General features: G+C 68.9%; 21 protein-coding genes. 8 read left to right on the forward strand and 13 right to left on the reverse strand.

What is annotated here, in order from left to right:
* Positions 1 to 96: 96 nt before the first annotated feature.
* On the forward strand, positions 97 to 1,191 hold the full coding sequence (locus AC1DYG_RS12985) for a hypothetical protein (RefSeq protein WP_477640290.1): 1,095 nt from the start codon (positions 97 to 99) through the stop codon (positions 1,189 to 1,191).
* A gap of 56 nt (positions 1,192 to 1,247) precedes the next feature.
* Here AC1DYG_RS12985 and AC1DYG_RS12990 read toward each other — a convergent pair whose 3' ends face one another.
* Positions 1,248 to 1,916, reverse strand: coding sequence for a single stranded DNA-binding domain-containing protein (locus tag AC1DYG_RS12990; RefSeq protein WP_477640291.1), 669 nt, complete (start codon positions 1,914 to 1,916; stop codon positions 1,248 to 1,250).
* Between the two features lie 157 nt (positions 1,917 to 2,073).
* On the opposite strand from AC1DYG_RS12990, the gene AC1DYG_RS12995 reads away from it, so the two are divergent.
* Positions 2,074 to 3,246 (forward strand): hypothetical protein, encoded by a 1,173-nt coding sequence (locus AC1DYG_RS12995; RefSeq protein ID WP_477640292.1) that lies wholly within the window; start codon positions 2,074 to 2,076, stop codon positions 3,244 to 3,246.
* Here the strand turns inward: AC1DYG_RS12995 and AC1DYG_RS13000 are convergent.
* Together AC1DYG_RS13000 and AC1DYG_RS13005 are read right to left on the reverse strand one after the other, a co-directional pair.
* Positions 3,243 to 3,995: a class I SAM-dependent methyltransferase gene (locus AC1DYG_RS13000; RefSeq protein ID WP_477640293.1), complete on the reverse strand. Its 753-nt coding sequence runs from the start codon at positions 3,993 to 3,995 to the stop codon at positions 3,243 to 3,245. The genes AC1DYG_RS12995 and AC1DYG_RS13000 overlap by 4 nt on opposite strands.
* A 61-nt stretch (positions 3,996 to 4,056) precedes the next feature.
* The gene (locus AC1DYG_RS13005; RefSeq protein ID WP_477640294.1) at positions 4,057 to 4,767 is read right to left on the reverse strand and encodes a hypothetical protein; all 711 of its coding nucleotides are present in this window, start codon (positions 4,765 to 4,767) and stop codon (positions 4,057 to 4,059) included.
* A 166-nt stretch (positions 4,768 to 4,933) separates the two neighbouring features.
* Here AC1DYG_RS13005 and AC1DYG_RS13010 point away from each other — a divergent pair, with 166 nt between their 5' ends.
* Together AC1DYG_RS13010 and AC1DYG_RS13015 are read left to right on the forward strand one after the other, a co-directional pair.
* Entirely contained in the window at positions 4,934 to 5,680 is a 747-nt protein-coding gene (locus tag AC1DYG_RS13010) for a YveK family protein (protein WP_477640295.1), read from the forward strand.
* Positions 5,681 to 5,688: 8 nt separating this feature from the next.
* The gene (locus AC1DYG_RS13015; RefSeq protein ID WP_477640296.1) at positions 5,689 to 7,071 is read left to right on the forward strand and encodes an O-antigen ligase family protein; all 1,383 of its coding nucleotides are present in this window, start codon (positions 5,689 to 5,691) and stop codon (positions 7,069 to 7,071) included.
* Here the strand turns inward: AC1DYG_RS13015 and asnB are convergent.
* The 3 genes from asnB to AC1DYG_RS13030 are packed head-to-tail and all read right to left on the reverse strand — an operon-like array spanning position 6,991 to position 11,026.
* Entirely contained in the window at positions 6,991 to 8,877 is a 1,887-nt protein-coding gene (gene asnB / locus AC1DYG_RS13020) for an asparagine synthase (glutamine-hydrolyzing) (RefSeq protein ID WP_477640297.1), read from the reverse strand. The two genes, AC1DYG_RS13015 and asnB, sit on opposite strands and share 81 nt — an antisense overlap.
* The gene (locus tag AC1DYG_RS13025; protein WP_477640298.1) at positions 8,877 to 10,070 is read right to left on the reverse strand and encodes a glycosyltransferase; all 1,194 of its coding nucleotides are present in this window, start codon (positions 10,068 to 10,070) and stop codon (positions 8,877 to 8,879) included. The genes asnB and AC1DYG_RS13025 overlap by 1 nt, the downstream gene beginning before the upstream one ends.
* Positions 10,067 to 11,026, reverse strand: coding sequence for a glycosyltransferase family 2 protein (locus tag AC1DYG_RS13030; protein ID WP_477640299.1), 960 nt, complete (start codon positions 11,024 to 11,026; stop codon positions 10,067 to 10,069). The genes AC1DYG_RS13025 and AC1DYG_RS13030 overlap by 4 nt, the downstream gene beginning before the upstream one ends.
* A 351-nt stretch (positions 11,027 to 11,377) precedes the next feature.
* On the opposite strand from AC1DYG_RS13030, the gene AC1DYG_RS13035 reads away from it, so the two are divergent.
* Positions 11,378 to 12,808 carry a lipopolysaccharide biosynthesis protein gene (locus AC1DYG_RS13035; RefSeq protein WP_477640300.1) on the forward strand — a complete coding sequence of 477 codons (1,431 nt, stop codon included), beginning with the start codon at positions 11,378 to 11,380 and terminating at the stop codon, positions 12,806 to 12,808.
* Positions 12,809 to 12,879: 71 nt separating this feature from the next.
* Positions 12,880 to 13,734 carry a glycosyltransferase family 2 protein gene (locus tag AC1DYG_RS13040; RefSeq protein ID WP_477640301.1) on the forward strand — a complete coding sequence of 285 codons (855 nt, stop codon included), beginning with the start codon at positions 12,880 to 12,882 and terminating at the stop codon, positions 13,732 to 13,734.
* A gap of 53 nt (positions 13,735 to 13,787) precedes the next feature.
* Here AC1DYG_RS13040 and AC1DYG_RS13045 read toward each other — a convergent pair whose 3' ends face one another.
* From AC1DYG_RS13045 to AC1DYG_RS13055, 3 genes are all read right to left on the reverse strand, one after another.
* On the reverse strand, positions 13,788 to 14,777 hold the full coding sequence (locus tag AC1DYG_RS13045) for a hypothetical protein (RefSeq protein ID WP_477640302.1): 990 nt from the start codon (positions 14,775 to 14,777) through the stop codon (positions 13,788 to 13,790).
* 72 nt (positions 14,778 to 14,849) lie between these two features.
* A complete protein-coding gene (locus AC1DYG_RS13050; RefSeq protein ID WP_477640303.1) occupies positions 14,850 to 15,998 on the reverse strand; it encodes a methyltransferase C-terminal domain-containing protein in 1,149 nt (382 codons plus the stop codon).
* A 1-nt stretch (position 15,999) separates the two neighbouring features.
* A complete protein-coding gene (locus AC1DYG_RS13055; RefSeq protein WP_477640304.1) occupies positions 16,000 to 16,734 on the reverse strand; it encodes an SDR family NAD(P)-dependent oxidoreductase in 735 nt (244 codons plus the stop codon).
* 238 nt (positions 16,735 to 16,972) lie between these two features.
* Here AC1DYG_RS13055 and AC1DYG_RS13060 point away from each other — a divergent pair, with 238 nt between their 5' ends.
* Positions 16,973 to 21,256 (forward strand): LamG-like jellyroll fold domain-containing protein, encoded by a 4,284-nt coding sequence (locus AC1DYG_RS13060; protein ID WP_477640305.1) that lies wholly within the window; start codon positions 16,973 to 16,975, stop codon positions 21,254 to 21,256.
* 313 nt (positions 21,257 to 21,569) lie between these two features.
* Positions 21,570 to 22,796, forward strand: a complete 1,227-nt coding sequence (locus AC1DYG_RS13065; protein WP_477640306.1) for a glycoside hydrolase family 140 protein — start codon at positions 21,570 to 21,572, stop codon at positions 22,794 to 22,796.
* A gap of 14 nt (positions 22,797 to 22,810) precedes the next feature.
* On the opposite strand, the gene AC1DYG_RS13070 is transcribed toward AC1DYG_RS13065, so the two are convergent.
* From AC1DYG_RS13070 to AC1DYG_RS13085, 4 genes are read right to left on the reverse strand one after another with little or no spacing between them, the layout of a single operon-like run.
* Positions 22,811 to 23,446, reverse strand: coding sequence for a PIG-L deacetylase family protein (locus tag AC1DYG_RS13070; RefSeq protein WP_477640307.1), 636 nt, complete (start codon positions 23,444 to 23,446; stop codon positions 22,811 to 22,813).
* Between the two features lie 5 nt (positions 23,447 to 23,451).
* Positions 23,452 to 24,300, reverse strand: a complete 849-nt coding sequence (locus tag AC1DYG_RS13075; RefSeq protein ID WP_477640308.1) for a sugar phosphate nucleotidyltransferase — start codon at positions 24,298 to 24,300, stop codon at positions 23,452 to 23,454.
* A 30-nt stretch (positions 24,301 to 24,330) separates the two neighbouring features.
* On the reverse strand, positions 24,331 to 25,560 hold the full coding sequence (locus tag AC1DYG_RS13080) for a methyltransferase domain-containing protein (protein WP_477640309.1): 1,230 nt from the start codon (positions 25,558 to 25,560) through the stop codon (positions 24,331 to 24,333).
* Positions 25,557 to 26,609, reverse strand: a complete 1,053-nt coding sequence (locus tag AC1DYG_RS13085) for an NAD-dependent epimerase/dehydratase family protein (RefSeq protein ID WP_477640310.1) — start codon at positions 26,607 to 26,609, stop codon at positions 25,557 to 25,559. Before AC1DYG_RS13085 ends, AC1DYG_RS13080 begins: the two co-directional genes overlap by 4 nt.
* Positions 26,610 to 26,696 lie beyond the last annotated feature (87 nt).

The raw sequence follows: 26,696 nt of genomic DNA on the forward strand, positions 1-26,696 counted from the left end.
GACGGCAGGGATCTGGCACATCGACGTCTACCTTGGGAGAGCCCCCGCGTGCGTCCCGCCACACCGACCCGCCTCCTGCGCCTACCTCGATGGCTGGTGAGCTCACTCGGAGCGTCCACGCTCGCTGGCGTCCTGGCGCTCGTCACCGGTCTCTTCACCCTCCCGTCAGCCCCCGGCGCTCCGTCCTCGGCCCCCACCGCAGCCGTGGCAGGCAAGTCCACGCGTCCTGCGAGCGATCTCGGCAGCAACAGCGGGTGGGCGGGGCGGAGTTCGGTCACCACGGGCAGCCCCAGCTCGGCCCTGAGCACGTCCAGCAGCACGTCCACGGCTGGCGGCACCACGTCGAAGTCGGCCCCGAGCAGGGCGAGCTCGAGCACCCCCTCGACGGTGAGGCGCACGACGGTGAAGCCGCCGGCACCCGCCACGAGCACGAGGGCTGCGGCGACCAGCGCTTCGCCGCCCACGGGCTACCCCAACGCGTCGAACACGGGTGCTCGTGGAACTCTGAAGAAGGTCAGCGGCATGACGATCACCAAGGACGGGACGGTGCTCAGCAACCTCGACATCGCGGGGACGGTGTCGATCGAGGCCAACAACGTCGTGCTCAGGAACGTGAGGGTCACGACGGGCTCCTGGTACGCGGTGGTCGTGCGCGGCAAGAACGCGCTCGTCGAGGACTCCACGCTGGTGGGCAGCTTTGACGGCTCGGCCAGCATCGCCACGGAGAACGGCGGACAGTACGTCGCGCGTCGGATCAATGCCTATGGCGCGCCGGTCGGTGTCTGGCTGAGCAACAACTCGAAGCTCTACGACTCCTACGTGCACGACCTCGCGGCCGCTCCGGGCGCCCACAACGACAGCGTCCTCGCTGACGGTTTCACCGGTTGGGAGGTGGCCCACAACACCATCCTCAACAAGTTGACCCAGACCGCCTGCATCTGGGTGAGCATGCCAGGACACCCGTCTCAGGGAGTGATGCGCGACAACTTCATCGCTGGCGGCGGCTACCCGGTCTACGGCGGTCCCGGGACGGGCAGCGGAGTCAAGGTGGTGAACAACAAGTTCTCGACCCGGTACTTCCCGAAGTCGGGGTACTGGGGCATCTCGGCCAACTGGGAGAGCTCAGGGAACACGTGGTCGGGCAACACGTGGGCTGACGGCGCCAAGGCCGGTGCCCCGGTTCTGCCCTAGGTCCTGAACCAGCTCTCTGTGGCACCGACCTTGCTCCGTCGGGGCCGCAGCGACAGTCAGGTGCGCACTGCGATGAGTGACTTGGTCAGCCCTGCCACGCGTTCGTGCAGCAGTTGGCTGGAGGGGAAGTAGGCGCGCATCTCGGCGACCGAGATCAGCTCGGTCCAGAGGACCTCGCGCCGCGCTGCTTCGAATCCCGGGTGCGGGCTGTGGACGAGGGGCCACGACTCGGCGATCTTGATGCGGGCAGCGACGGGCAGGAACTGCATCCCGGGAAAGAGCCAGTGCGGTTCGAGCGGGAAGTACCGGTAGGGCGTCTGGACCCAGTGACGGGGAGCCAACGCCAGGACGGAGTCCGCGAACCGCTGGCGGTTCGCATGCCCTCCCACGTGCTCCAGGACCGCGTTGGAGAAGACCACGTCGTAGGTCACTGCAGCGCCGGCGGCAGAGAGCACCACAGCGGCGTCACACGCATCCCCGACGACGGTGCGCACCCACGGGACGTCAGCCGCTCCCGGGTCGTCGATGTTCAGGACCGTCACGCTCCGGGGCTGCACAGGCGCACGCTTCCAGGCATCCACCGTCCCCCCGAGATCGACGACATCCATGTCCCGCAGCCCGGGAAACGACTCCATCGTCGTCTGCCACCGGCGCTTGCGGGCCTTCTCGCCCAAGGACGTGGGGGACTCGACGAGGAGCCGCTTCAGACGCTCTCCAGCTGACACCCCGAACCCCCGATCGACTGTGGCGCAACAAACCTCAGCGTAGGGCGAACGGCAGGACTGCGGTGGTGGAATGGCCCTTACCGATTTCACGGCTGGCCGGGCTGCGGCACGGATACGCTCACCCCAAGGGAAAGGGATGCGACGGGGGAAGGGCGCGATGAGCGCGGATCTTGAGGGTGCGGGTGATCCCGGGGTCGTCGTCCTCGGCGACGAGGAAGCCGATGCCACGGTGCGGGAGCTGCTGCCCGTCGCCGAGGCGGGCCTCGTCTCCATGTTTGATCCCGTCAGCGGCCGCTTCTGCCACACGATGCGTGGAGTCGCCACTCCCGCAGGACCGCAGCTGCGTCGTGAGGGGGTCGATCTGCTCTACGACGCCATCGCCGCCCTGGGTCTGCACCGACTGCCCGAAGCCCGGCAGCGGGTGGTCCTGGGCGGAACCTCGGCGGGCGAGTTCGCGCTGCGGACGGCGGACCGGGCCCTGACCTCGGCCGACCTGGGCGGCGTCGCCCTGGCTGCCTGGGCCAGCGCAGAGGTCGCCGGCGTCCCCCGCCCGGACCTGCTGTCGCGACTCGAGGTCGCCCTGGCTCGTGGCTCGCTCGACAAGACAGTGGAGGTGGCTTGGGCCCTGACTGCCGGCCTCGCGAGCGCACCTGCGGGTGATGGGAGCGCAGTGGTCGCTGCTGCCCGCCAGACCCTCATGTCCGCGCAAGGCGCTGATGGCCTGTTTCCAAGGAACGCGCCGAGCACCCACGGGCCGGCGTGGCGGCGGCACGTGGGGTGCTTCGCCGACCAGGTCTACCCGATCCTGGCGCTGGCCCGACTCCATGCGAGCCGGACCGACGGTGTCGCGCTGGACGCTGCGCGTCGGTGCGCCGAACAGCTCTGCTCCGTGCAGGGCGCGAGTGGGCAGTGGTGGTGGCACTACGACCATCGCAACGGGAGGGTGGTGGAGCGTTTTCCGGTCTACAGCGTGCACCAGCACGCCATGGCCCCCATGGCCCTGCTCGAGTTGGAGAGCGCGGGCGGGGGTTCGTACCGTGCCCAGGTCGCCCTGGGGCTGCAGTGGTTGCACCGGCATCCTGAGGTCCTCCCGGAGCTCATCCACCCAGCGGGACCGGTCGTCTGGCGCAAGGTCGGCCGCCGTCGTGAGCGACGCAAGCTCGTCCGGGCGCTCGCCGCAGCGGGAACGGCGATGTTTCCCGGCCTGACGCTCCCCGCGGTCGACCGCCTCTTCCCGGCCACCTTCCTCGACCTGGAGTGCCGCCCCTACGAGCTTGGTTGGCTGATCTACGCGTGGCGGAGCTCAGGTGTCACGGGAGCGAACCGCTAGGACCCGGACCCCGGACGGTGGCCCGCCAGGCTCTGCCCACGCTTCCACGCCTGGTGCAGACGTGGGTACCGCTCGGACATCACCGCTCGAGCCGAGTTGATCATCGCCGCACCCTGGATGCGCGCGCGGCCCGGCAGGGTGGTGAACGAGTAGTCGGCACGCAGGTTGAAGTTCTGCGCATGGTAGTTCTCCGACGGTGGCAGGGCGTCGAGGACGAACAGCGCGGCCCGGTCATCCACGAGCCGCTGGAACGACCAGTGGTCCTCGGCCGCCATGAACCGGTAGACCGGGGCCACTGCCGGGATGGAGACGTCGTCGACCAGGATCCGACCACCCACCTTCAGCGCCTCGGAGATGTAGTGCCAGTCGATGACGGGGTAGGGAAAGGAATGCGCCCCGTCGATGAACGCCAGGTCCACCTCACGTCCGTGGAAGAGCGTCGGAAGGACGACGTCGGACGAGGATGCCACGTAGTTCACCGCGCTGTCGTCGACGCCGATGGAGACGCAGTACTCGTGAACGAGTTGGTGCTCGCGCGCATCCGGACTGATCACGGTGTGCGTGGAGCCGCGACTGGCAAAGACGACCGTCGACGCACCACAGCCCGTCTCCACCGTGGTGTCCCCACCTCTCACGAGGTCGGCGATCACGCGGAGGGACTCCGGCATGGCGTTCCAGATCCGCGTTCCTCCCACGTGAAACATCGGACGGTCCTGTTGCAGCCGCGCGACGACCTCGACGTTGTCCACGTTCCCTCCCTACGATCGCCCGCTCGACTCGAAACTGGCCAGGGCCCTGCCGACGGAACGATCAAAGCACGGCGACGCTCTCCGTGACGGGCTTTCCGCTGAAGGAGCGGTCCATTCCGTCGTCAGGAAACAGCCTCGCGGCGCGCAGGCGGCGTGACTCGAGCAGGACCACGACGGAGCCGGTGAGGCCAAGTCCGAGCATGCCCAGTGCGAGCACCGCCCTCCGGCGTTCGCCTTCGTCGTACCGGATCGGCGGATCACTGGGGCTCAGGCCCGTCGAGATCCAGGCATTGGGTCCGACTCCGGCTTCCCTCTGGCGCTTGTCCACGAGCTGCTGGATCTGCGCCACGGCGGTGCCGAGTCGCTGCGCCGTCTGTTCCTCGGTGCGGTCGATCACCTGGACGCGAAGCACGGCCCGGTCGAAGCTCACCGTCCACTGACCCCCTGACGAGGGCAGCGTCACGGTGGTTCTGGGAGCCGTGCCCTGGTCCTTGATCGTCACGTTGGGGGACACCACCGAGGCCGACTCCGGCCCGCCGGCGACCTCGCGCTGGATGACGGACGCAAACCGGATGACGTTGGACGAGACGAATCCGAGGGGATTCGGGTTGTTTGGGGGCGACGAAGGCGTGAGGAAGACGACGTCTGCCTGCGCCCAGTAGACGCCCGGGGCAGTCCACACGAACCGAGCGGCTGCCAGCGTGAGGATGCTCCCCAGGGCAACCACCCACCAGAGGCGCCCCGCGGCCCGCAACACCCGACTCGTCGTCATACAACTCTCCCTCATCGGCATCGTGGCACACGTGCTGGGCGCAGGGGCCGAAATGGGTTGGAGATTCCCCGATCCGTACTTGCCGGTGGAGCAACCGGCGTACCCTTCAAAGGGACGAATCCACGTCGTGGCCATGTGAGAAGCGACCGGCAGGGGGAGTACCAGGGTGTTCATCGCCGAGTTGCCCGCGGTCCTGCTGCGCCGCTGGTATGTGGCCCTCCTGGGGATGGCCTTGACGGGCCTCGCGCTCGGTGGGATCAACGCCGTGGTCGAGCCAAAGTACGTGGCCACGGCCGAGATCCTGTTGCTTCCACCCGCCACTGTCGTGCCCCCCGGTGGCAACCCCTACCTCACCCTCGGCGGACTCAGCGCCGCAGGTGAGGTGATGTCGCGGGCGATGACCGACCCTCAGTCGCTCAGGGTCCTCAAGACCAGCGGGCTGGAGGGGGAGGTCGCGGTCGGTCTCGACCCGAACGCCGCAGCGCCGATCGTGCTCGTGTCCGTGGAGGCCTCGTCCAACCAGACCGCCCTCCGCGGCGTGGGCCTGCTCCTGGACGATGCCCCTCGCACCCTGCGTCGCATTCAGGACGAGGCCAACGTCCGCTCGGGCTCCTACATCACGACAACCCTCGTCACCAGGGATCCCAAGGCCGAAAGGCAGATCAAGTCACTGGTCCGGATCATGGTCCTCGTCGGGGTGCTCGGCATCGCCTTCACCGTGGCCGGCGCATCCTGGACCGACGCGAGAATGCTTCGCCGCGCGGCACGCAAGCGCCAGCGCCCGACGCCGCCGCTGGAGAACCGTCCCCCGCGCCATGGCGGAGCGACCGGGCATGATGAGCCAACTCCACCGGCTGCGGCAACCTCGCTGTCTCGCGAGCCCGCTGACACGGTGATGCACGGGCCCGGATAGGGCCGACCATGGGTGGGTTTCCCCTCGAGGACGTACAGCCGTTTCGCAGGGATGCGGTCACCTACCTGACCGCCTACCTGATCCTGTTGCTGGCGTTGCCTTCGCGGTTGATCGTCGGCCCCCTGGGAAGCGCCGGCACGCCTGCCCAGATCGTGGCAACGCTGGGACTGTTCTGGTGGGGCTGGCACTGGGTCTGGCGCCAGGGCTCGTTCGTTCCCCAACCCAGACTCGTCCGACGGACCGTCCTGCTCTTCAGCGCCGCCCTCCTGCTCAGCTTCGTCGCGGCAATGGCCAGACCCATCAACGGTGTGGAGCTGCGCGCCGCGAACGCGGGGATGCTGTCTGTCCTGGCGTGGGTCGGCCTGGTCCTCGTGACTGGAGACGGCATCACCAGCCGCTCGCGCCTCGAGACGCTCCTGTCGCGGCTGTCAGCCGGTGCCGGCTTCCTCGCCCTCCTCGGCCTGGCCCAGTTCGCGACGGGCCGGCCCCTGACGGACCTGATCCAGGTCCCCGGACTCACGACGAACAGCACGCTCAACAGCGTGCTCGACCGCGGCGGCTTCTCCCGGCCATCTGGCACCGCGATCCACCCGATCGAGTTCGGAGTGGTGCTCACGGTCATGCTGCCGCTCTGCCTGTACACAGCCCGACGCGCCGGTCGGTCCACGTTTCGCGCGTGGTGGCCGGTGGTCTGCCTCGGTCTTGCCATTCCCCTCTCCATCTCGCGGTCGGCGATCCTGGGAATGGTGCTGGGCCTGGGCATCGTCGTTCCCACGTGGGAACGCCATGCCAAGAGGAGTGCTCTCGTCGTGATGGCCGGCATGGGGGTGCTCGTCTACCTCGCGGTTCCCGGGATGCTCGGAACCTTGTCCGACCTGTTCACGGGCATCGGTGGTGACGGCAGCACCAAGTCCCGAACGGGCAGCTATGCCCTCGCGTGGTCGTTCATCAAGGAGTCGCCCTGGGTCGGACGCGGCTACTCCACGTTCCTGCCGGACTATCGGATCCTGGACAACGCCTACCTCGGCCTCGTGATCGAGACGGGGGTGATCGGGACTGCCTGCCTCATCGCCACGTTCGCCACGGCGATCTATGTGGCCCAGCGGTGCCGCTCCCGCAGCCTCTCCCCCCAGACCCGCGAACTGTCGCAGGCTCTCACCGCCAGCGTGGCCGCGGCGGCGGCCAGTCTCGCCTTCTTCGACGCCCTGTCGTTTCCGATGATCTCGGGGCTGACGTTCGTGGTCCTGGGCCTGGTCTCCTGCCTCGACCGCATCGAGGCCGCTGGGAGCTCTCCGTCCGCGGCCCGCGGGTCACTCGCGTCCGAGAACGCGGCTCCCGCAGTCGTCCATGACGTCGCCGGCGAGGCAGGTCCTCGACCACTGCTCGAGTGAGAGCAGGGTCCAGATCCGGCTCTCCTCGTTGCGCCGGGTCGACTCGTGGCTGTCGAGGAGCGCCGCGATCTGGCGCTGGTCGAACAGCTGCGCCGCCAGGCTGTCGCGTGAGAGGAGGAGCTCGCGCGAGAGATCACGCAGGCCCACCCGCAGCCAGTCGTCGAGCGGGACCTTGAAGCCGATCTTCCGACGCCCGGTGATGGTCTGGGGCAGATACCTGGACGCGACCTGCTTGACGAGCCACTTCGTCTCCCCGCGCCGGACCTTGAGGTGCGTGGGCAGTCGCACCGCCAGCTCGACCAGCCGGTGGTCGAGAAAGGGCGGGCGCAGCTCGACCGAGGAGGCCATCGTCATCCTGTCGCCGCGTTCCAGCAGGTTGTCCGGGAGCCAGCTGGCCAGATCCATCCTGGCCATCAGGTCCGCGGCGTCGCGGTGGGGTGGAGGGCTGGCATACGTCCTCGGCGGCTCCCCCATCAGCGCGTCGATCTCGGGCAGTGTGAAGGGCGCGAACCACGTGGCCATCCGTGCGGCCGCGGTGGGTGCGCTCAGGGCGCGAAGCGCCGTCCGCGCGCGCGTCTGGCCGGCCGGCAGCGCGTGCTGCAATCCGCTCAGAAGGGGCTGACGCACGAGGTTGGGCACGAGGCCGGCCGCCGCGGTCGCCCGGGCAAAACGGTATTTGGGATAGCCACCGAAGAGCTCGTCGCTCCCCTCACCCGACAGCACCACCTTCACGTCCTCACGTGCCCGCTCGGCAAGGAGGAAGACGGCGACGTCGGCGGGCTCGCTCAGCGGGGCGTCCCGGGACCGGGTCAACCTGGGCCAGAGGTCCTCGAAGTCCCGGGCACGCACGGGCACCTCATGGTGGTTCGTGCCGAAGAGGTCGCTCACCGCCCGGGCATGGTGCGTCTCGTCATGCCTCGGGTCCCCGAAGGCCGCGCAGTAGGTGTGCATCGGCGAGGTCTGCGCGGAGGACCCACGGGCTCGACTGGCCAGGGCGACGATGAGGCTGCTGTCGACGCCGCCCGACAGGTACGACCCGACGGGGACATCCGCCACGAGCGCGTCCTCGACGGCCGAGCGAAGCGCCCGGTCGACCGCTTCGACAGCCTGGGGCGCTGAGAGCCTCGCGACGTCAGCGGGCCCGGGGAGCGTCCAGTAGGGGTCCAGGTGCAGGGCCCCGCCGGCCTCGATGCGGAGGACGTGTCCGGGCGGGACCTTGGAGACACCGGCGTACAACGTCGCGGGCGCCGGTACTGCGCGCCGGAGGAGGAACTCGCGTACGGCCTCGACCTCGAGTTTGGGAGGCTGCGCCGCGATCGCGTGGAGCGCCTTGACCTCCGAGGCAAACAGGGTCCTGTCGTCCTCCCTGAGGTAGTACATCGGGAGCACGCCGAGTCGGTCGCGGACCAGGACGACGGAGTTCTCCTGCCGGTCATGGATGGCAAAGGCGAACTGGCCGCGCAGGCGGGTCAGGCCCGCGGTCCCCTCTGCGGCATAGAGGGCGAGCACCACCTCGGTGTCCCCCCTGGTGCGAAAGGGGTAGTCCAGTGACCTGCGGAGCTCGACGTAGTTGAAGATCTCGCCGTTGAAGCTGATGTGAAAGCGGTCGTCCACGGAGGACATCGGTTGCGCCGAGCCGCCGAGATCGATGATGGACAGTCGACGGTGGCCGAGTCCGATGCCTGGCGCCGTCCAGAACCCTTCGTCGTCGGGACCCCTGTGACGCAGGACCAGGGCCATCCGACGCAGCAGCTGCGGATCCACCGCGCCACCGTCATGGTTGAGCACACCCACGACGCCGCACATCAGGAGACCGCCTCAGTGATCATGCGGTCCAGCTGCAGGGACCGCTCCAGCCACGAGTCGGCCGAGACGAAGTGTCGACGCGTCTCCGGCGTCCCCCGACCCCCGGTGCGCACCGCGTCGAGGACCAGCTCCACGAAGTCCGCGGGATCCGCCGCGATGTCCATGACATCGGCATACGACTCGGCCTCCGGATAGGTGGTGCTGACGACGGGAAGGCCCAGGGCGAGGTACTCCTTCACCTTGATCGGGTTGCAGTAGCGGATCCACTCGTTGTCGAGCCACGGCATGATCGCGACATCGAAACCGGCTCCCCAGCCCGGAATCTCGCCGTAGTCCCGGTGCCCGGTCAGCAGGACCCGGGGATGCTGTTGGAGCCGCGACACGTCGCACGTAGCCAATCCCACAAGGACGAGCGTTCCATGACTGAGGGCATCTGCCGTCCGCTCAATGAGGGAGAGGTCCACGACGTAGTCGTCGAGGCCACCGAAGAAGCCGACGATCGGCCGGTCCACGTCGCGAAGCCCGGGCGACGGTGTCAGGCCCAGCCGAAAGCGGTCCAGGTCCACGCCGTGCCCGAGGAATCTGGCTCGGCCTCGGGTCAAGGTCTCCTCGTCCCTCATGAGCTCGTGGTTCACGTAGACCGCAAGGTCTGCGGCCGCCAGCATGCCGTGTTCGAGACCGGCGATCATGGCCTGGTCGGCCTCGACGAAGGAGGAGAAGCGGTCTGAGCGATTCACCGTGAGCGAGCGACGCGGCATACCCCGGACGACGTCCCAGGCGGTCGGGATCGTGACGATCACGTCCGGGCGGCCCAGCCGCAGTGCGGCGGCAACCAGCCGCACCTGCCACCTGACCAGCCAGGCATTGAACCGGCGCCCGACCGGACTGCCGTACAACGGCACGATCAGGGGCGTCATCACGAAGAGCTGGGGGTGGTTCGCCTCCGGTCGCCGCACGGCGCGAAGGAGGCTGCCCAGCTTGCGGACGACCCGCCGGATCGGCTCGGTGGTCACTGATCGAGTCGGCATCCTCATGCCGATGCTGTTCACGAGGAGGACGCGGCGCTGCGTGGACAGACCTCGCGCCAGCTGGACGTCCGAGTGTGCCCTGCTGTGGTACCAGTAGTCCTGGGCGGAGAACAGGACGATGCCGGGGGGACGCCGGCCGCCGCCCTTCCGGTCCTCGGAGGTCACGTGGGGCTCCCCGTCGGCCGACGGTGCCTCGCAAAGACGGTTGGGGCGGCGCCCACGACCGGCTTGGCCTCCGGCACGTACCGGCTCATCACCTGCAGGACGGAGGCTCGGCGCGTCACCGACCAGAACCCTGCCCTTGCCTCGGGGCGGCCGGCGAGGGCGCGGATCCCCTCGCCCACGAGCAGTGCCCCCACCGTCAGGGCCCCGGTGCCCGGCCCCCTGCGCCAGGCCAACCGTGCCCGGTTCCGCGTCATCAGCGCTCGGCGCCAGGGGTCGACGCCGTTCGTGCCGACCCGTCTGACGGCACGCGCCCCCGGGACGTACCGCGTGCGGAAGCCAGCCTCGAACGCGCGGCGGGCGAAGTCGACCTCCTCCTCGTACATCCACAGCGACTCGTCCCACTCCCCCACGACGCCGGCGCGCTCGGCCGACAGTGCGATCAGGCCACCGGTCGCCCAGCCCACGTCACACCCCGTCGCATAGACCGAGTCCCTGCGAATCTCCTCACTGGGAAGTCGCCATCGCTCCGCCAGGTGACCCCCCACCACCGCTTCGGCCCAGGCCGATGCGGCGGTCGGTAGCCGGTGCAGGGAGGGCAGCCGGTGCCCGAACTCGTCACGCAGCTGGGGACAGGCGATGGCCACGCCCGGCTCAGCGACCGCGTCGACGAGGAGGTCGAGACACCCGGGATCAGGCCGCACATCAGCGTTGGCCACGACGACGGCGCGCGCGCCTCCCTCCGCGGCCAGGCGGCGCATCCCCTCGTTGATCCCTGCCGCGAAGCCACGATTGGCGCCCAGGTCGCAGATGTCTCCGTCCGCCACGAGACTCCCCAGCACGTCGAGGGTGTCGTCGGTCGATCCGCTGTCGACATAGACGATCCGCAGGCTGCGAGAGGTGGAACCCAGGACGGCGGCATGGAAGTCCACGACGTCCTCGCGGGAGTTGTGCGTCACACACAGCACGGCAACGTCAGCCCGCAATCACCTCACCCCCTCGGATCCAGCGTCGAGGCGGGGCCTCTGATGGGAACACTAGGCGAGCGGCGAGAAGTACGACACACGATTCGCGGAATCACCACACGCGGACCCTCAGCAGGCCAGGACGAGCCGGCGCGTGCACGACGCCGGGCTCGTCACGATCCGTGGGCGAGCTGGTCAATCGCGGTACCTGCGCGGCCATGGGGCTCTAGCCTGAGCGTGGGCCCACCTTTCAGGGTCCTCACCGGGGGATGGGCTGAGATGCGACTGCCGACTGGGAAGGGCGACGATTTGGCGGATCGTTGGGACGCGGGGAGCTCGAGCGGAATGTCTGGCGCGATGGCCCGTGGCGCCCGCTCGACAGCGACCTCGCAGGTCGTCTCCCAGGTGGTCCGTCTGGGTACCACCGTGGTCCTGGCGCGGCTGCTGGTCCCTGAGGACTTCGGCGTGGTCGCGCTGGCCGGCGTGATCGTCGTCCTGGTCGACCACCTGAAGGACCTGGGCACTGCCCCAGCGGTCATCCAGCGGGCCTCGGTCGGACGCGCCCTGCTCGACTCGGTCTTCTGGCTCAATGTCGGCCTGGGCCTCGTGCTCAGCGCCGGAATTGCCCTCACCGCAGGGTGGAGCGCCGACCTCCTGGGGCAACAGAGTGCCGCGCCGGTCATCCGTGCCATGGCCGTGCTGACGGTCATCACCTCGCTGGGACAGGTGCACCAGGCCCTGCTGCGACGGGCCATGCGGTTCACCTCGCTGGCCCTGGTCGCCGTCGTGGACGGCGTGGTCGCCTCCGCCGTCAGCGTCGGCCTCGCGTTCGCCGGTCAGGGTGTCTGGTCGATCGTGGTCGGCAACATCGTGGGCGCCTTCGTGAGCACCGCCTTCCTCTGGCGAATGAGCCGGTGGCGACCCAGCCTGTCGGCCAGCGCCGCGGAGCTCCGCGGGATCTGGCGCTTCTCGATGCACCTCTTCGGCGCGAACATCCTGTGGTTCGTCGTTCTCGGCCAGGCGGACAAGTTCATCATCGGGCGCTTTCTCGGCCTCGTCGACCTGGGCACGTACGCGCTCGCCCAGCGGGCTGTGAGCTACCCCCTGAGCTCGGTGGCCAGCGTCGTGGGACAGGTGCTCTTTCCGGGCCTGTCGAGGCTGCAGGAGGACCGGCCCGCCATGGCCCGGATGTTCATCCGTGCCTCGGCAGGCGTCGCAATCATCCTGCTACCGGCCATGGCTGGCCTCGCCGTCGTCGCCGAACCCGCAACCCACGTGTTCTTCGGCTCCAAGTGGGAACACCTCCCTCCCTTGGTCTGGGTGCTGGCACCGGCCGGCGCTGCCCAGGCGGTGACCTCCCTCGTGTACCACCTGACCACCGCGATCGGGCGTTCCGACTGGACCTTCCGTTGGCAGGTGGTCCAGTCCGTCGTCTTCGTCTCCTCGTACGTTGTCGGCCTTCCCTGGGGTCTTGTCGGCGTTGCGTGGGCCTACGGGCTGGCCTCCCTGCTCCTCGGGCCCATCGGGGTCTTCCTGGCGTTCCGCCTCGTGGCCCAGCCGTTCCGCTGGTACCTCCGCGGCCTTGCCGCACCGGTCTTCGCGACCGCGGCCATGGCCGCCGCTGCGCTGGCTGCCGGAGCGATGGCCACCAGCGACTCGTGGAGCCTCGCGGCCTCCGTGACGGTCGGCGCGACGACCTACCTCGGCCTGATGTCGTGGCTGCGGCCCCAGGCCTGGGACGACGTCCGCACGATGATCCGCGGACGACTCCGGTGAGGCCCGGACCCGGGGACGGGACGCAGACGCACGGCGCTGCCGACGAGGCCCCAACCCACAGCGACCCCCGCGTGACCATCGGCCTGCCCGTCTACAACGCAGAACGCTTCCTGGACGCCGCTCTCGAGTCGATCCTCGCCCAGGACTTCGAGGACTTCGAGCTGATCATCAGCGACAACGCATCGACGGACCGGACGGTGGAGATCTGCAACGAGCACGCAGCTCGCGACGCCCGCATCCGCGTCGTCACCCACGCCCAGAACCGAGGGGTCGCGGCGAACTTCAACGTGGTCGTCGACCTTGCGCGGGGCGAGCTGTTCCGCTGGGCGGCCTATGACGACCTCCTCGCCCCCACCCTGCTCTCACGGTGCGTCGACGAGCTCGACCAGCGGGGCAGCGGCGCGGTGCTCGCGTACCCCCGGACCCTTCTCATCGACGACGAGGGCACCGTCCTGGAGGCCTACGAGGACAACTTGGATGTAAGGCACCGCAGCCCCTGGCGACGGGTGGGATCAGTCGCGAGTCACTGGAACCTGTGCAACCCGCTCTATGGAGTGATCCGCACCGAGGCGTTGAGACGAACTGGCCTGCAACGTCCGTTCGTCTCCGCGGACGTTCCCCTGCTCTACGAGCTCGCGGCCCATGGGGAGTTCCACGAGGTCCCCGAACCGCTCTTCCTCCGACGGTTCCACGCCAACAGCAGCAGCGGCAACGCGGGCGCGTGGTACCGCCCCGATCGGCCTGGTGCAGAACGGTTTCCGGGTGTCCGGCTCGTGGGCCGCAGTGTCCGTGTCCTGTGGGGGATGGACCAACCGTGGGCGACCCGACTGGCCTGTACCGCCTCGTTCCTCGGCGCGTGGTCCTACCGCTCTGCCCGCGTCCATGCCGGCAAGTACCGGCGGGCGGTCACCGGCCGGAGGGCGTGACCACCGTCAGTGGGTTTCCCCTCGCCCGTTCAGTCGACCCGGCGTAGCCAGGCTCAGTCGACCCGGCGCAGCCAGGCCTCCCGCCAGAAGGCGATCACGGCCCGCGGGCAGAGGTTGTGATAGACCCCTGCGCAGCCGATCATCCCCTCGACGATCACACAGTCCTTGCGGATCCGCAGCATCTTCCCGGTCCGCTCGTCGATGAGCCGTTCGACCCGCTGGAGCACGCGCCCCCGGCGGCCGCAGTAGGTCAGCATCTCCTCGTCGAACCACAACCCCCGGTTGCGCTGGTTGACGTCGAGGGTGGCCTCGATCTCGGCGCGGCTGCGCACCTCGACCAGGTCACCGGGTTGCAGCCCCAGTGGTTCGACTGCGGGGAACTGAGCATCACGGACCTTGCCGCGAACCCGGGGGAACCGGTGCCCGCCGAAGGGCCTCATTCGCGCCGGCAGGCGTTCGGCGTCCCGCTGCAGTCGGTTGACGAGCGTGAAGGGCAACGAGTGCAGGAAGGTGGTCAACGGGACGTTTCGGGTGCGCAGGTCGTCCAGGTAGTGCGAGTAGCCGACCAGCTTGGTCGACGACCGCAGGAGCTCGGTCGCCTGGCAGCGAAAGGTGTCCGAAGTCGGGTGGGCAGCGCGGTCCAATGTGCTCTCGAGCTCAGGGGGTACGTCGACCTGGGGCGCCTCCGGTCCGTCCGGCGCCGGGGAAGCCGTCTGCGTCTGCTCGCCGTCGGGCACCGGCTCGAGCCACTCCTCCTTGAAGAAGAGCAGGCAGAAGGCCTGGCAGCCACCGTGGAAGGAGCCGTCGCACCGCGCCCCGGCGAGATGCACCGTGTCGGTCATCTTCCGCGTGGGCCCGGTGTTCTCGATGGTGTCGCACGTCTTGTCGGCTCGCGCCTCGACGACGAGGTCTCGGCCTGCGAACTGGACCATCTCCCGCATGAAAGGAAGATGGTCCAGGCTTCCCTGATCGTCCAAGGTGGCCGCGATGTCGTCGAGGCTCTTGAGTCGCACCCGGTCCCCCCGGCGCAACTCGCGGCTCATCTGATTCCCCTGCTGTGCTGCCCGCATGCCCATCACGATAGGACGCCGCGAGCGAGGCTGTGGGGAAATCGACTATCTCGAGACGAAGGCCGACAACCTGGTCTCCCGGGGCTCAGGCAGCGGCACATAGAGCATCGGGTCCCAGCCGGTGCCGTCTGCCAGGAGGGTCAGCCCCGCAGCAACCTCCTCTGCGATGTCCCAGGTCAGGACGACCACCTCGTCGGGGCGCCGCTCGATGAGCGCGGCGACGGGCAGGATGGGGACTCCCACCCCGGGGATCCGGTGGTTGGCCTTGGCGGGCGCCAGGTCGACCGTGAAGGGCAGCAGCCCTTTGTCGACACCTGCCAACGTGAGCAGCACCGATGCCTTGGAAGGCGCGCCGTACCCAGCCACCGTTCGCCCCGTCGCCTGCAGGGTCTCCAGGCGCTCTCGAAGGGCCGCGGCGGCCTCCCTGCCTCGGCGGGCGAATCCGGCAACGCCATCGGGCGCACCCAAGCCTGAGTCCCGCTCGACCTCCAGCATGTCCGCGACGGAGGGATCGACGCGCACACCGGGCCCAGACCTGCGCGCCGTGACCCGGAGACTGCCGCCATAGACCTCGACCGCCTCGACGTGCGTCACCGTGAGGCCGTTCCGCTCAAAGGCGGGAAGGGCAGCCGTGAGGCTGAGGTACAGGTAGTGCCCGTGCCTGATGGTGTCGATGAGGCCGCGACTCACCATCGGGAGTGCGTGGAAGAACTCGCACACGAAGACACCGTCCGGCGCGAGCGAGGCCACATGGCCCTGGAGCACGGAGTCCAGGTCGACCTCGTGCATCAGGTAGTGCACGTCGAGGACGAGGTGGGCGACGTCCTGCGGGTCCGCGGACACCAGTCCGGCGCGATGGAAGTCGGGCAACCAGGAGCTTCCATGGCCGGAGTCTCGCTCCCGGACGGTGGCACCCGGGGGAATGTGTTCCTGAGAGAGGACCGCGGCGACGGAGCGGGCGGCATGCGCGCGGGCCGTGGACGAGTCCACCGCTGTGGGTCGCTCCGGCGCGAGCACCGCAGACGGCCCGAGCTGGAGGAGGGTGCAGGACGAGCAGCGGAACAGCTCCAGCGGATGCGTGTCGTCGGGTTCGGGGGCAGACACCTCCGGAAAGTCATCCGAGGCAGGGACGAGTCCGAGGTCGAGGACCAGGGTCGCGGGCGAGCCGCATGACCTGCAAGGCGATTCCGACATGTCAGTACGACTTCGCCGAGGGTCGAAGGCTCACGTCGGTGATCTCTGCCTCCGGCGCGAGGCCGACAACGCCCGCGACCACCTCGGCGATGGTGCTCGGCTGGATCAGGATGTCCGGTTGGTAGGTCTCGCGGCGAGCACGGTACAGGGCCTCCTGCATCGGTGTTGCCGTGCGACCGGGATAGAGGCTCGTGACCCGGATCCCCGAGCCGACCAGGTCGTGCCGCAACGAGTCCGCAATCGCCTTCAAGGCGTGCTTCGAGGCGGCGTACCCACCGGCGCCGGCGCCGGCATTGGTCCCTTGGCTGGAGTTCACGAAGACGACTGTGCTCCCGGGGCCCATGAGCGGCAACAGCTCGGACGTCAGGCGCAGGGGGCCGAGGGCATTCGTGGCCATCACCGCGTCGAACTGGTCGAGGCCTGCCGTCGTCACGGGCCCTGCCGCCATGATCCCGGCACAGTGCACCAGCGTTCGAAGTGACCCGGGACGCAGCTCCTGCGCCAGGGCCTCGGTGAGACCGCTGAACGACGGGGCGGTGATGTCACACGGGAACGGGCGCACGCTGCCCTCGGGGCAGGAAGCCGCCAGCTCGAGCAACGGCTCGCCCCGACGGGCGAGGGCCCACACGGAGTAGTCGAGGCCCGCAAGCCGCTGGCAGACGGCCCTCCCGATGCCCTGCGAGGCGCCGGTGACGACAGCCACGACATGGTCCCCCAACAGGTCACCTGACGACACCTCCCCAGCCTACGCACCGGCCGCGAACGCTACTCCGTCGTCTGCCGGACTCGCGACTCATGCACTCCGCGTATTTCGTCGCGCAGCCCTGTGCAGACCTCATCGGCGCTCATACGCTGGCAGTGCGGCTTCAAGTTCGCCTCACCTCTTGGGGGTCATCGTGGTTCCTCGAACTCACCTGCGAGCGCCCCTGCGAGCGCCCCTGCGGCGGCGAATCTCCGTGCTGGTGGCGACCTCCATGACGACCGCAGCCGCGTCTGTTGCGCTGCTGGCTCCCGGGGCTGCAGCCGCTGACCCGTCCCTGGTGGCGGCGTTCGGTTTCGACGAGGCCAGTGGCACCTCTGCGCTCGACGCCTCCGGCAACGGACACACGGGGGCTGTGACCGGCACCCTGAGCCGGACCACGGCGGGGAAGTTCGGCGGCGCCCTCGTCTTCAACGGCACGAGCACCAAGGTCACCGTCCCCGACGCCGCGGACCTCAGGCTCACGAGCGCGGCAACCCTCGAGGCGTGGGTCAAGCCGGCGCAGACTTCGACGAAGTGGCGCGACGTCATCTACAAGGGTGACGACAACTACTACCTCGAGGGCAGTTCCGTGCCCGGGGGACGACCTGCAGCAGGGGTCAAGGCCGCGGGCGTCATCCGCGAGGCCTTCGCCTCGGGGAGCCTTGCCACGTCGGTCTGGGCGCACCTGGCCCTGACGTACGACGGCACCGCCGTCCGGCTCTACCTGAACGCCGTGCAGGTCGCCTCGACCGCGGCAACGGGGGCCATCGCCACGTCGACGAATCCCCTGCAGATCGGTGGCAACAGCATCTACGGCCAGTACTTCGCCGGCACCATCGACGAGGTCCGCATCTACAACGTCGCGCGGACCCCCGCGCAGCTGCAGTCGGACATGAACACGGCGGTCGCGGCGCCTCCGGACGCGGTGCCACCCACGGCCCCCAGCGGCCTCGGCGCAACCGCTGCCGGCTCCACCCAGGTCAACCTCGCGTGGACCGCGGCGACGGACAACGTCGCGGTCACCGGCTACCGCGTCGAGCGCTGCGCTGGATCCGGGTGCGGCACGTTCGTCGAGGTCGGCAGCTCCGCGACGACGACTTTCGCCGACACGCTGCTCACGGCTGGGACCACCTACGTCTACCGCGTGCGGGCCATCGACGCCGCGGGCAATCTCGGGCCCTACAGCGGGACCGCGTCGGCCACGACGACCACCCCCGACACGACGCCGCCGACGGCGCCCGGGAACCTCACCGCCACGGCCACCGGCTCGAGCGGCGTCGACCTGGCCTGGGACGCGGCCACGGACAACATCGGCGTCACCGGCTACCGGCTCGAGCGCTGCCAGGGCACGGGCTGCTCACCATTCACGCAGATCGCGGCGCTCACCGCCCGCACCTACTCCGACACCGGACTGGCGGCCAACACCAGGTACGAATACCGCGTCCGGGCCATCGACGCGGCTGGAAACCTCGGCGCCTACTCGCTCATCGCGTCGGCAACCACCAGCGGAACCCCGCCTGACACGACGCTGCCCAGCGCACCGGGCACGTTGAGCGTGACTTCGGACGCCACCCCCTCCGCGACCCTGAACTGGGGCGCGGCAACTGACAACGTCGCGGTGACCGGATACCGCATCGACCGGTGCTCGGGCACCGCGTGCCAGGACTTCACGCACCTGGTCCAGCTGAACGGGACCGGCACGACCTACACGGACACCCGGGTCACCAACAGCACGTCGTACAGCTATCAGGTGAGCGCCCTCGATGCCGCCGGCAACATCGGGCCGGTCTCAAACCAAGCCTCCACGTCCGTCCCTGCTGCGACGACAAGCCTTGTCGCGGCATACGGATTCGGTGAGACGTCGGGGGCGTCGGCGCTGGACGCCTCTGGCCGAGGCCACACCGGCACCATCTCGGGCGCGACGCGCACCACGTCCGGCCGATTCGGAAACGCCTTGTCGTTCAACGGTTCCAACGCCTTCGTCACCATCCCAGATGCGAGTGACCTGCGGCTGACGACCGGCATGACCCTCGAGGCGTGGGTCAATCCCGCGAGCAGCAGCAGCTCATGGGCCGACGTCGTGTACAAGGGCGACGACAACTACTACCTCGAGTCCAGCTCGACCCGAGGCGGGATCCCCGTGGGCGGGACGATCGTCACGGGAGGCCACCAGGAGGCCGAGGGCACTGCGCCGTTGCCGGCCAACACCTGGTCGCACCTCGCGCTGACCTATGACGGGGCCGCAGTTCGCTTGTTCCTCAACGGAACACAGGTCGGAAGTGCACCCGCGAGCGGGGCGATGGCCACCTCGACGAATCCCGTCCAGATCGGCGGCGACTCGATCTACGGGCAGTTCTTCTCGGGCCTGATCGACGAGGTGCGGATCTTCAACGTCGCCCGCACCGGTGCGCAGATCCAAGGCGACATGACCGTCGCGGTGGGTGCCCCGTCGGACGCCGTGCCACCGTCCGCACCCTCCGCACTGACCGCCACCGCCACCAGCGGATCCCAGATCAACCTGGCCTGGACCGGCTCGACCGACAACGTGGGCGTGACCGGCTACCAGATCGAGCGCTGCGCCGGGACGGGCTGCACCGACTTCAGCTTTGTCTCGACCGCCGCGACGACCACCTATGCCGACACCGCATTGTCGCCCTTCACCAGCTACTCCTACCGTGTGGTGGCCGTCGACGCAGCCGGCAACCGCAGCAATCCCAGCAACACCGCGACCGCAAGCACCGGCGTGGGCGTTGCGCCCAGGGTTGCCACGCTGACACCCGGAGCGACGCAGCAGTTCACCGTGAGTGGCGCGACCGGACAGGTCACGTACTCGGTGGACGGGACCGTGGGTGGCAGCTCCACGGTCGGGACGATCACCGGGGCAGGTCTCTACACGGCACCACAGGCCGAGGGGACACACACGATCTCGGCGACCGACGGAGCCACCACGGCCAGCCCCGCCACCGTGTACGTCACCAGCTACGCCGGCACCCTGACCCACCACAACAACGTCGAGCGGACGGGCGCCAACCTCGACGAGACGGTCCTCAACCCCGCACGAGTCACGCCGTCCACGTTCGGCAAGGTGACGACGTTCGCCACTGACGGGGTCTCCCACTCCTCGCCGCTCTATGTCCCCGACGTCCCCGTGACCGGGGTCGGCGTACGCAATGTCGTCTTCGTCGCGACCGAACACGACTCGGTGTACGCCTTCGACGCCGACGCCCGGCAGAGCACGCCACTGTGGAAGCGCAGCTTCATCAACCCCGCTGCCGGCGTCACGACGGTGCCGGCCCTCGACACCGGGGAGTGCTGCGACATCCAGCCCGAGATCGGGATCACCGGCACGCCGGTCATCGACGCGGCAACCAGGACCCTGTACGTCGTGGCGAAGACCAAGGAGGTCTCGGGGCAGACCACGAGCTACGTCCAGCGGCTGCACGCGATCAGCCTGGCCGACGGCAGCGAACGCGCCGGAAGCCCCGTGGTGATCAGCGCCAGCGTCCCGGGCACCGGCAACGGCGCCGTCGGCGGTGTCCTCCCCTTCGACGCCCTGCACGAGAACCAGCGGGTGGGCCTGCTGCTGCGAAACGGTGTGGTGTACATGGCTTTCGCCAGCCATGGGGACCACCAGCCCTACCACGGCTGGATCCTCGGCTACGACGCAGCCACCCTCGCCCAATCGCTGGTCTTCTGCCTCACTCCCGATGGCGAGGGCGCGGGGGTGTGGCACTCCGGCGGCGGTCTCGCGTCCGACACCTCGGGGGACATCTACTTCGTCAGCGGCGACGGCACGTTCGACGTCAGCTCGGGCGGCCGCAACTATGGCGACACGATCATGCGACTGCGGCCGAACGCGACGGTCGCCGACTGGTTCACCCCCTACAACCAGCAGGAGCTCGACGACGGCAACCATGACCTCGGTGCCGGCGGCGTGGCCCTTCTCCCCGACCAGCCGGGAGCACACCCGCACGAGCTGGTGACGGCCGGCAAGAACGGGACCATCTACCTGGTGGACCGGGACAACATGGGTCACTTCCACGCCGGGAACGACAGCCAGATAGTCCAGTCGCTGCCCAACATCTTCCCCAACGGCACGCCGGAGCCGGGGAACTTCAGCGCACCGGTCTACTGGAACGGCTTCGTCTACTTCTCACCGGTGGCCGACAAGGTGATGGCCTTCTCCATGACCAACGGCCTGCTGTCCACCAGTCCGACCATGAAGTCGTCCACCAGCTTCGCGTTCCCCGGTGGCTCCATCGCCGTTTCCGCCAACGGCAACACCGCCGGGATCCTGTGGGCCGTCGAGCGCACCAGCGCGTCCACCGCCGGCACCTTGCACGCCTATGACGCCCGCAACCTCGGCTCGACCTTCACCGAGCTGTGGAACAGCAACCAGTCCGGCGCGCGCGACAGCCTGGACATCGCCGCCAAGTACGCCATCCCCTTGGTTGCCAACGGTCGGGTCTACGTGAGCACCGTGTCCACGCTCACCGTCTACGGCCTGCTGGGCTGAAGGCTTCGTGCCACGACGGGGTATGCCGCGGCACCAGCTCCGCCTGCTCCTCACGGTCGGTGCGTTGGCGGTAGCCACCGCCTGCTCTGGTGAGCCGCCGCCGGCGGGGCCCTGTGTCCCGCCGGCCGCGTCCGCGACATCGCCCTGCCCGAGCGACTCCACGGGGTCATCGAGCGTGACCTCGGGGCCGAGGGTCTCGAGCGGGACCACGACCACGACGACCACGACGACCGCCGCGAGAGACGGTGCAGTGGGTTGTCGGACCGACCAGCCCGCGCCGCCAGGCGGACCAGCGGCCCCGCCAGCCTTCCCGTTGCGAGTCGACCCCGACCACCGCCACCAGCTGGTCGGAGCGGACGGCGCGCCCTTCCTCATGGTCGGTGACGCCGCCTGGTCGCTGATCGCCCAGCTCAGCCTGGGCGATGCGCGGCGCTACCTCACCGCCCGCAAGGCCCGTGGGTTCAACACCGTGCTGGTGAACCTCGTCGAGCACGAGTTCGCGAGCAACGCGCCCGCCAACAAGGCCGGCGTGGCCCCGTTCGCAGGCGGCAGCACCATGGCCCGGCCGAACGACGCGTACTTCGACCACGCCGAGGACGTGGTCTCCTTGGCTCGGGAGCTGGGCTTCCTTGTGCTGCTGACCCCGTCCTACACGGGCTACGGTGGCGCAGAGCAGGGCTGGTACCAGGAGATGAAGCGCACGGGCGCCTCGAAGCTGCGTGACTATGCGCGGTACGTCGGCACCCGGTTCTCCGACCACGACAACATCCTCTGGGTGGAGGGCGGTGACTACGACGCGCCGGACCAGGACCTCGTCGAGGCGGTGGCCGAGGGGATCGCGGAGACCGACCCCGGGGCGCTGCAGACGTTCAACGGCGCTCGCGGGTCGACGGTGGCGGACAGCTGGGGGGACCGCCCCTGGTTCACCGTCGACAACATCTACACCGACCAGTTCCCCCTGAAGGCTGCCCAGGATGCCTACGCCAAGGCGAACCGGCCCTTCTTCCTCATCGAGGGCTACTACGAGAACGAGCACGACCTGACCCAGGTCGACCTACGGCGCCAGGGCTACGAGACCGTCCTCGCAGGCGGCATCGGCCAGGTCTTCGGCAACAACCCGATGTGGCACTTCGATGCCGAAGGCCTGTTTCCCGCGCCGGGTACCTGGCAGCAGCAGCTCTCGTCCCCGGGCACCGCCGGCGTCCAGCACCTCGCAGGTCTCTTCACTGCCCTCCCCTGGTGGAACCTACGGCCGGACGACGGCGGGCTGCTCCGGGGAGGGACCGGAGGCGATGACCCACCTGTGGCAGCGGTCAGCTGCGACCAGAGGGTCGCCGTCGTCTACGACCCACGCGGCTCGGCCCTGCAGCTCGATCTCTCGCACCTGCGCAAGCCGCTGAGCGCCCGCTGGCATGACCCGACCAACGGCAAGTCCACGACGGCCGACCTGCCGCAGTCACTGGAGCGGCTCACCCTGAAACCACCCGGCAGGAATGCGCAAGGCGCGTCGGACTGGGTGCTGGTGGTCAGGTCCGGGTAGTGCGCGGGCGGCGACTACCCGAGGTGCAGGACCGTCTTGCGGGCCAGGAACCCCTCGGCATACCTCTCGCGGCACTCCACACCGCGCAGCCGCATGATCGACAGGAAGGTCTCCTCGTCCCACCAGTCCCGGTCATGCTGCGAGGGGTAGGCCTTGAACAGCAGCTCCACCTTGCGCCGCGCCGCCTCGACGGTGAGGGGGACGTAGTGCGTGACCTGACCGAGGTCGCCGTCCCACTTGGGGATCTCGTAGTTGAGGACGAGACTGCTGCGCCACACGGTCGGGACGAGCTCGGCAATGAGGCGGTGGTCCTGGTGGGCGTCGTCAGCCCGGGGACACAGGATCAGGTCCGGGCTCAGAGCCGAGGCCTGGTCCTCGAGCGCTTGTTTCACGGACTGCCACTGCGCGGGGAGGTGGCCGTCGGTCAGGCCCAGCACTGTGGTCGTGCTGCCTGGCACGAAGAGGTCGGCAGCGAGCTGCGCCTCGCGCTCACGGCCACCTGAGCCGGTCAGGAGCAGGTTGTGCACGGTGACGTCGCGGCTGGCCGCCAGGGTCAAGAGCGTGCCACCGCACCCGATCTCGATGTCGTCGGGATGAGCCCCCAGGCACAGCACGGTCAGGTGTTGTTCGGGCAGCCGAAGGCGTGGCACCTCCACTAGCTGACGCCCGGCGTGCGAAGCCTGATGTCCGGCACCTCGACGGTCGGCACGGCCGAACCCACCCGGACCGAATCCCGCCACAGCGCCCACGGGGACTCCCCCGATCGATAGAGGTCTTCGAGGTGGGCGCGCTCCTTGAGCGTGTCCATCGGCGCCCAGAAGCCGTCGTACGGAACCGCACGGAGCCTCCCGACCTCGGCCGCACGGACGCAGGCGTCCATGACCAGGTCCTCCCCCTCGTGGAGGAAGTCGAAGATCTCCTGACGCAGGACGAAGAAGCCACCGTTGATCCGCAGCGCCATCTCGCCGGCGGGCTCGAACCCCGTCACGCGACACCCGTCGGCGATCTGCACGACGTGGAACGAGTCCTGGGGCCGTACCGCCAGCAGCGAGCCGACCGCATCCGTGCCCAGGAACTCTTCGACGATGCGATCCATCGGCGCATCCGACAGGACGTCTCCATAGTTCGCCAGGAACACCTCGTCGTCCTCCAGATAGGGCCGGATGCGACGCAGGCGTTCGCCGATGGCCGTGTCGATCCCGGTGTCCACGAAGGTGATTCGCCAGTCGCTGATGTCACTGCCGAGCATCTCGATGCTCGCGCCTCCCTTGGACAGGACGAAGTCGTTCGACTCCGTCTCGCGGTAGTCCAGGAAGTAGTCCTTGACGGCCTTGGCGCCGAAGCCCAGGCACAGGATGAACTCGGTGTGCCCGAAGTGGGCGTAGTACCGCATGATGTGCCAGAGGACGGGCCGGCTGCCGATCGGCATCATCGGCTTGGGCAGGGACTCCGGGCCGGACCGCATTCGCATACCCAGTCCGCCGCAGAAGAGAACCACCTTCACGCCACTCAACTCCTTCGCGCAGTGACGAACTCAGAAGACTTCGAGCGTGGGCAGGGGTACGACAAGTCGGCCACCCCATTCCCTCACGTAGGCCAGCTGCGCACTGATCTCGGCGCGCAGGTTCCACGGGAGGATGAGCACGTAGTCGGGTTTGGCCTGCGCCAGCGCGTCCACCGGCAGCACCGGGATGTGCGTTCCTGGAAGGAACTTCCCGTGCTTGAAAGGGTTCCGGTCAACGGCGAACTCCAGCAGGTCCGCGCGGACGCCGCAGTGGTTCAGCAGCGTGTTGCCCTTCCCGGGTGCGCCGTAGGCCGCCACCGTGGAGCCCGATCGCTGACAACCCAGGAGGAACTCGACCAGGTCGTTGCGCACGTTGGCCACGGCCCGTGCGAACCCTGCGTGCCCCTCCAGGGTGTCGAGTCCATGGCTTGCCTCGAGGGCCAGCACCCGCCCTACCTCGGGGGAGGGTTCGGGCGCCGTCTCGGCGGGTGCCGACCACGTCCTCAGGCTCCCGCCATGGGTCGGCAGCTCCTCGACGTCCACGACAGCGAGGCCCGCCGCCGCCAGGACGCGCTGGGTCGTCAACAGGGAGAGGTAAGAGAAGTGCTCGTGATAGATCGTGTCGTACTCATTGCCTTCGATGAGCCGCAGCAGGTGCGGGATCTCGATGGAGACGCGCCCCCCATCGGCGACGAGCGCGCGCAGCCCCATGGAGAAGTCGACGATGTCGGGCACATGAGCGAACACGTTGTTGGCGACGACCAGGTCAGCGGGACCGTGCTCGGCGGCGATCTTCTCCCCCGACTCCCGCCCGAGGAAGAGGACCTCCGTGGGGACACCCTTCTCCAGCGCCGCCTCAGCCACGTTCCCCGCAGGCTCGATCCCCAAGGACCTGATGCCGCGGGCGATGGTGTGCTGCAACAGATAGCCGTCATTGCTCGCCACCTCCACGACGAAGGACCCCGGGCCGAGGCCCAGCCGATCCGTTGCCGCGTCCACGAAGCGGCGCGCGTGCTCCACCCACGAGTCGCTGTAGCTGGAGAAGTACGCGTAGTGGCTGAAGATGTCCTCGGCCGGAATGTACGCCGGGAGCTGGACGAGCAGGCACTCGTGGCAGATCCGGACGTGGAGGGGAAAGAACGTCTCGCCCTGGTCCGCCTGCTGCGCGGTCAGGTAGCTCTCGCAGGGGGGCGACATGCCGAGGTCCACGAACGTGTGGGTGAGCTCGGTTCCGCAGAGCCTGCAGAGGCGGGCGCTCATCGCCGGACCCCCATGAGTCGCAGGTTCTGATCGATTCGACCGTCCTCCAGGAGTTCCTGGATGCGGGCGAGGCGGACGAAGCGGGAACCCTCGAACTGCGTTGCGGTAAGACCGAATTCGCGCATGTCCTCGGCCAGTTCGGCAATGCCGCGCGAGACGGTCCACTGCGGCTGGAAGGTCGGCAGCATCGCACCGATCTTGGTGAAGTCCACCCGGTAGTTGCGCGAGTCAGGTCCGGCACCGTCCGCGAAGGTGACCGGCGCGCCAAGGTGGTCGGCGACCTGCGTGGCGATGTCCCGGATCTGCATGACGTCCTCGTCGCGACCGACGTTGAAGGCCTGGTTGTGAACCGTCTCGCGAGGAGCGGCGAGAACGGCCAGGAACGCGGCACAGATGTCCCTGACGTGGACGAGCGGCCGCCATGGCGACCCGTCGGACTCGAGCCGGACCTCTCCCCGGGTGAAGGCGGTCCCGGTCAGGCTGTTGACCACGATGTCGGCCCTGAGCCTGGGCGAGGACCCGTAGGCCGTCGCGTTGCGCAGGTAGGTCGGGCTGAAGCTGTCGTCGGCGAGGAGCGCGATGCCGTGCTCGGCGATGACCTTGCTCTCGCCGTACGGAGTCACCGGGTTGAACTCCGCGTCCTCTGTCACCGCCGCGTCTCCCGCCGCTCCGTAGAGGGAGCAGGACGACGAGAACAGGAAGCGCTGAACACCGGCCTGCTTCGCAACGGCCGCAACGTGCACCGCTCCGTCCCCGTTCACCGAGTAGGTGGCGGCCGGGTTGAGGTGTCCGATCGGATCGTTGGAGATGGCCGCGAGATGGACGACGGCGTCAACTCCCACGAGGTCTTCGACGGTGACGTCGCGAATGTCGCCGCGGCGGCGCTCGTAGTCCCCCGGCACCTCACCGAAGTCGCAGCCCTCGTACCACTCGGCGTCCAGACCGACGACCTGGTGCCCGGCTGACTGCAGCGCAGGAACCATCACGGCCCCGATATAGCCCCGATCCCCCGTGACCAACACCCGCATGGTGCCCCTTCCCCAACTCATGGTTGCAGCCCCAACTCATGGTTGCAGCCGAACTGTCGCGATGCGCGCGACTTCGGGCAAACCCGAATCGCGAACCCGACTTGGTCC

This window comes from Pedococcus sp. P1_H8 (assembly GCF_056405175.1).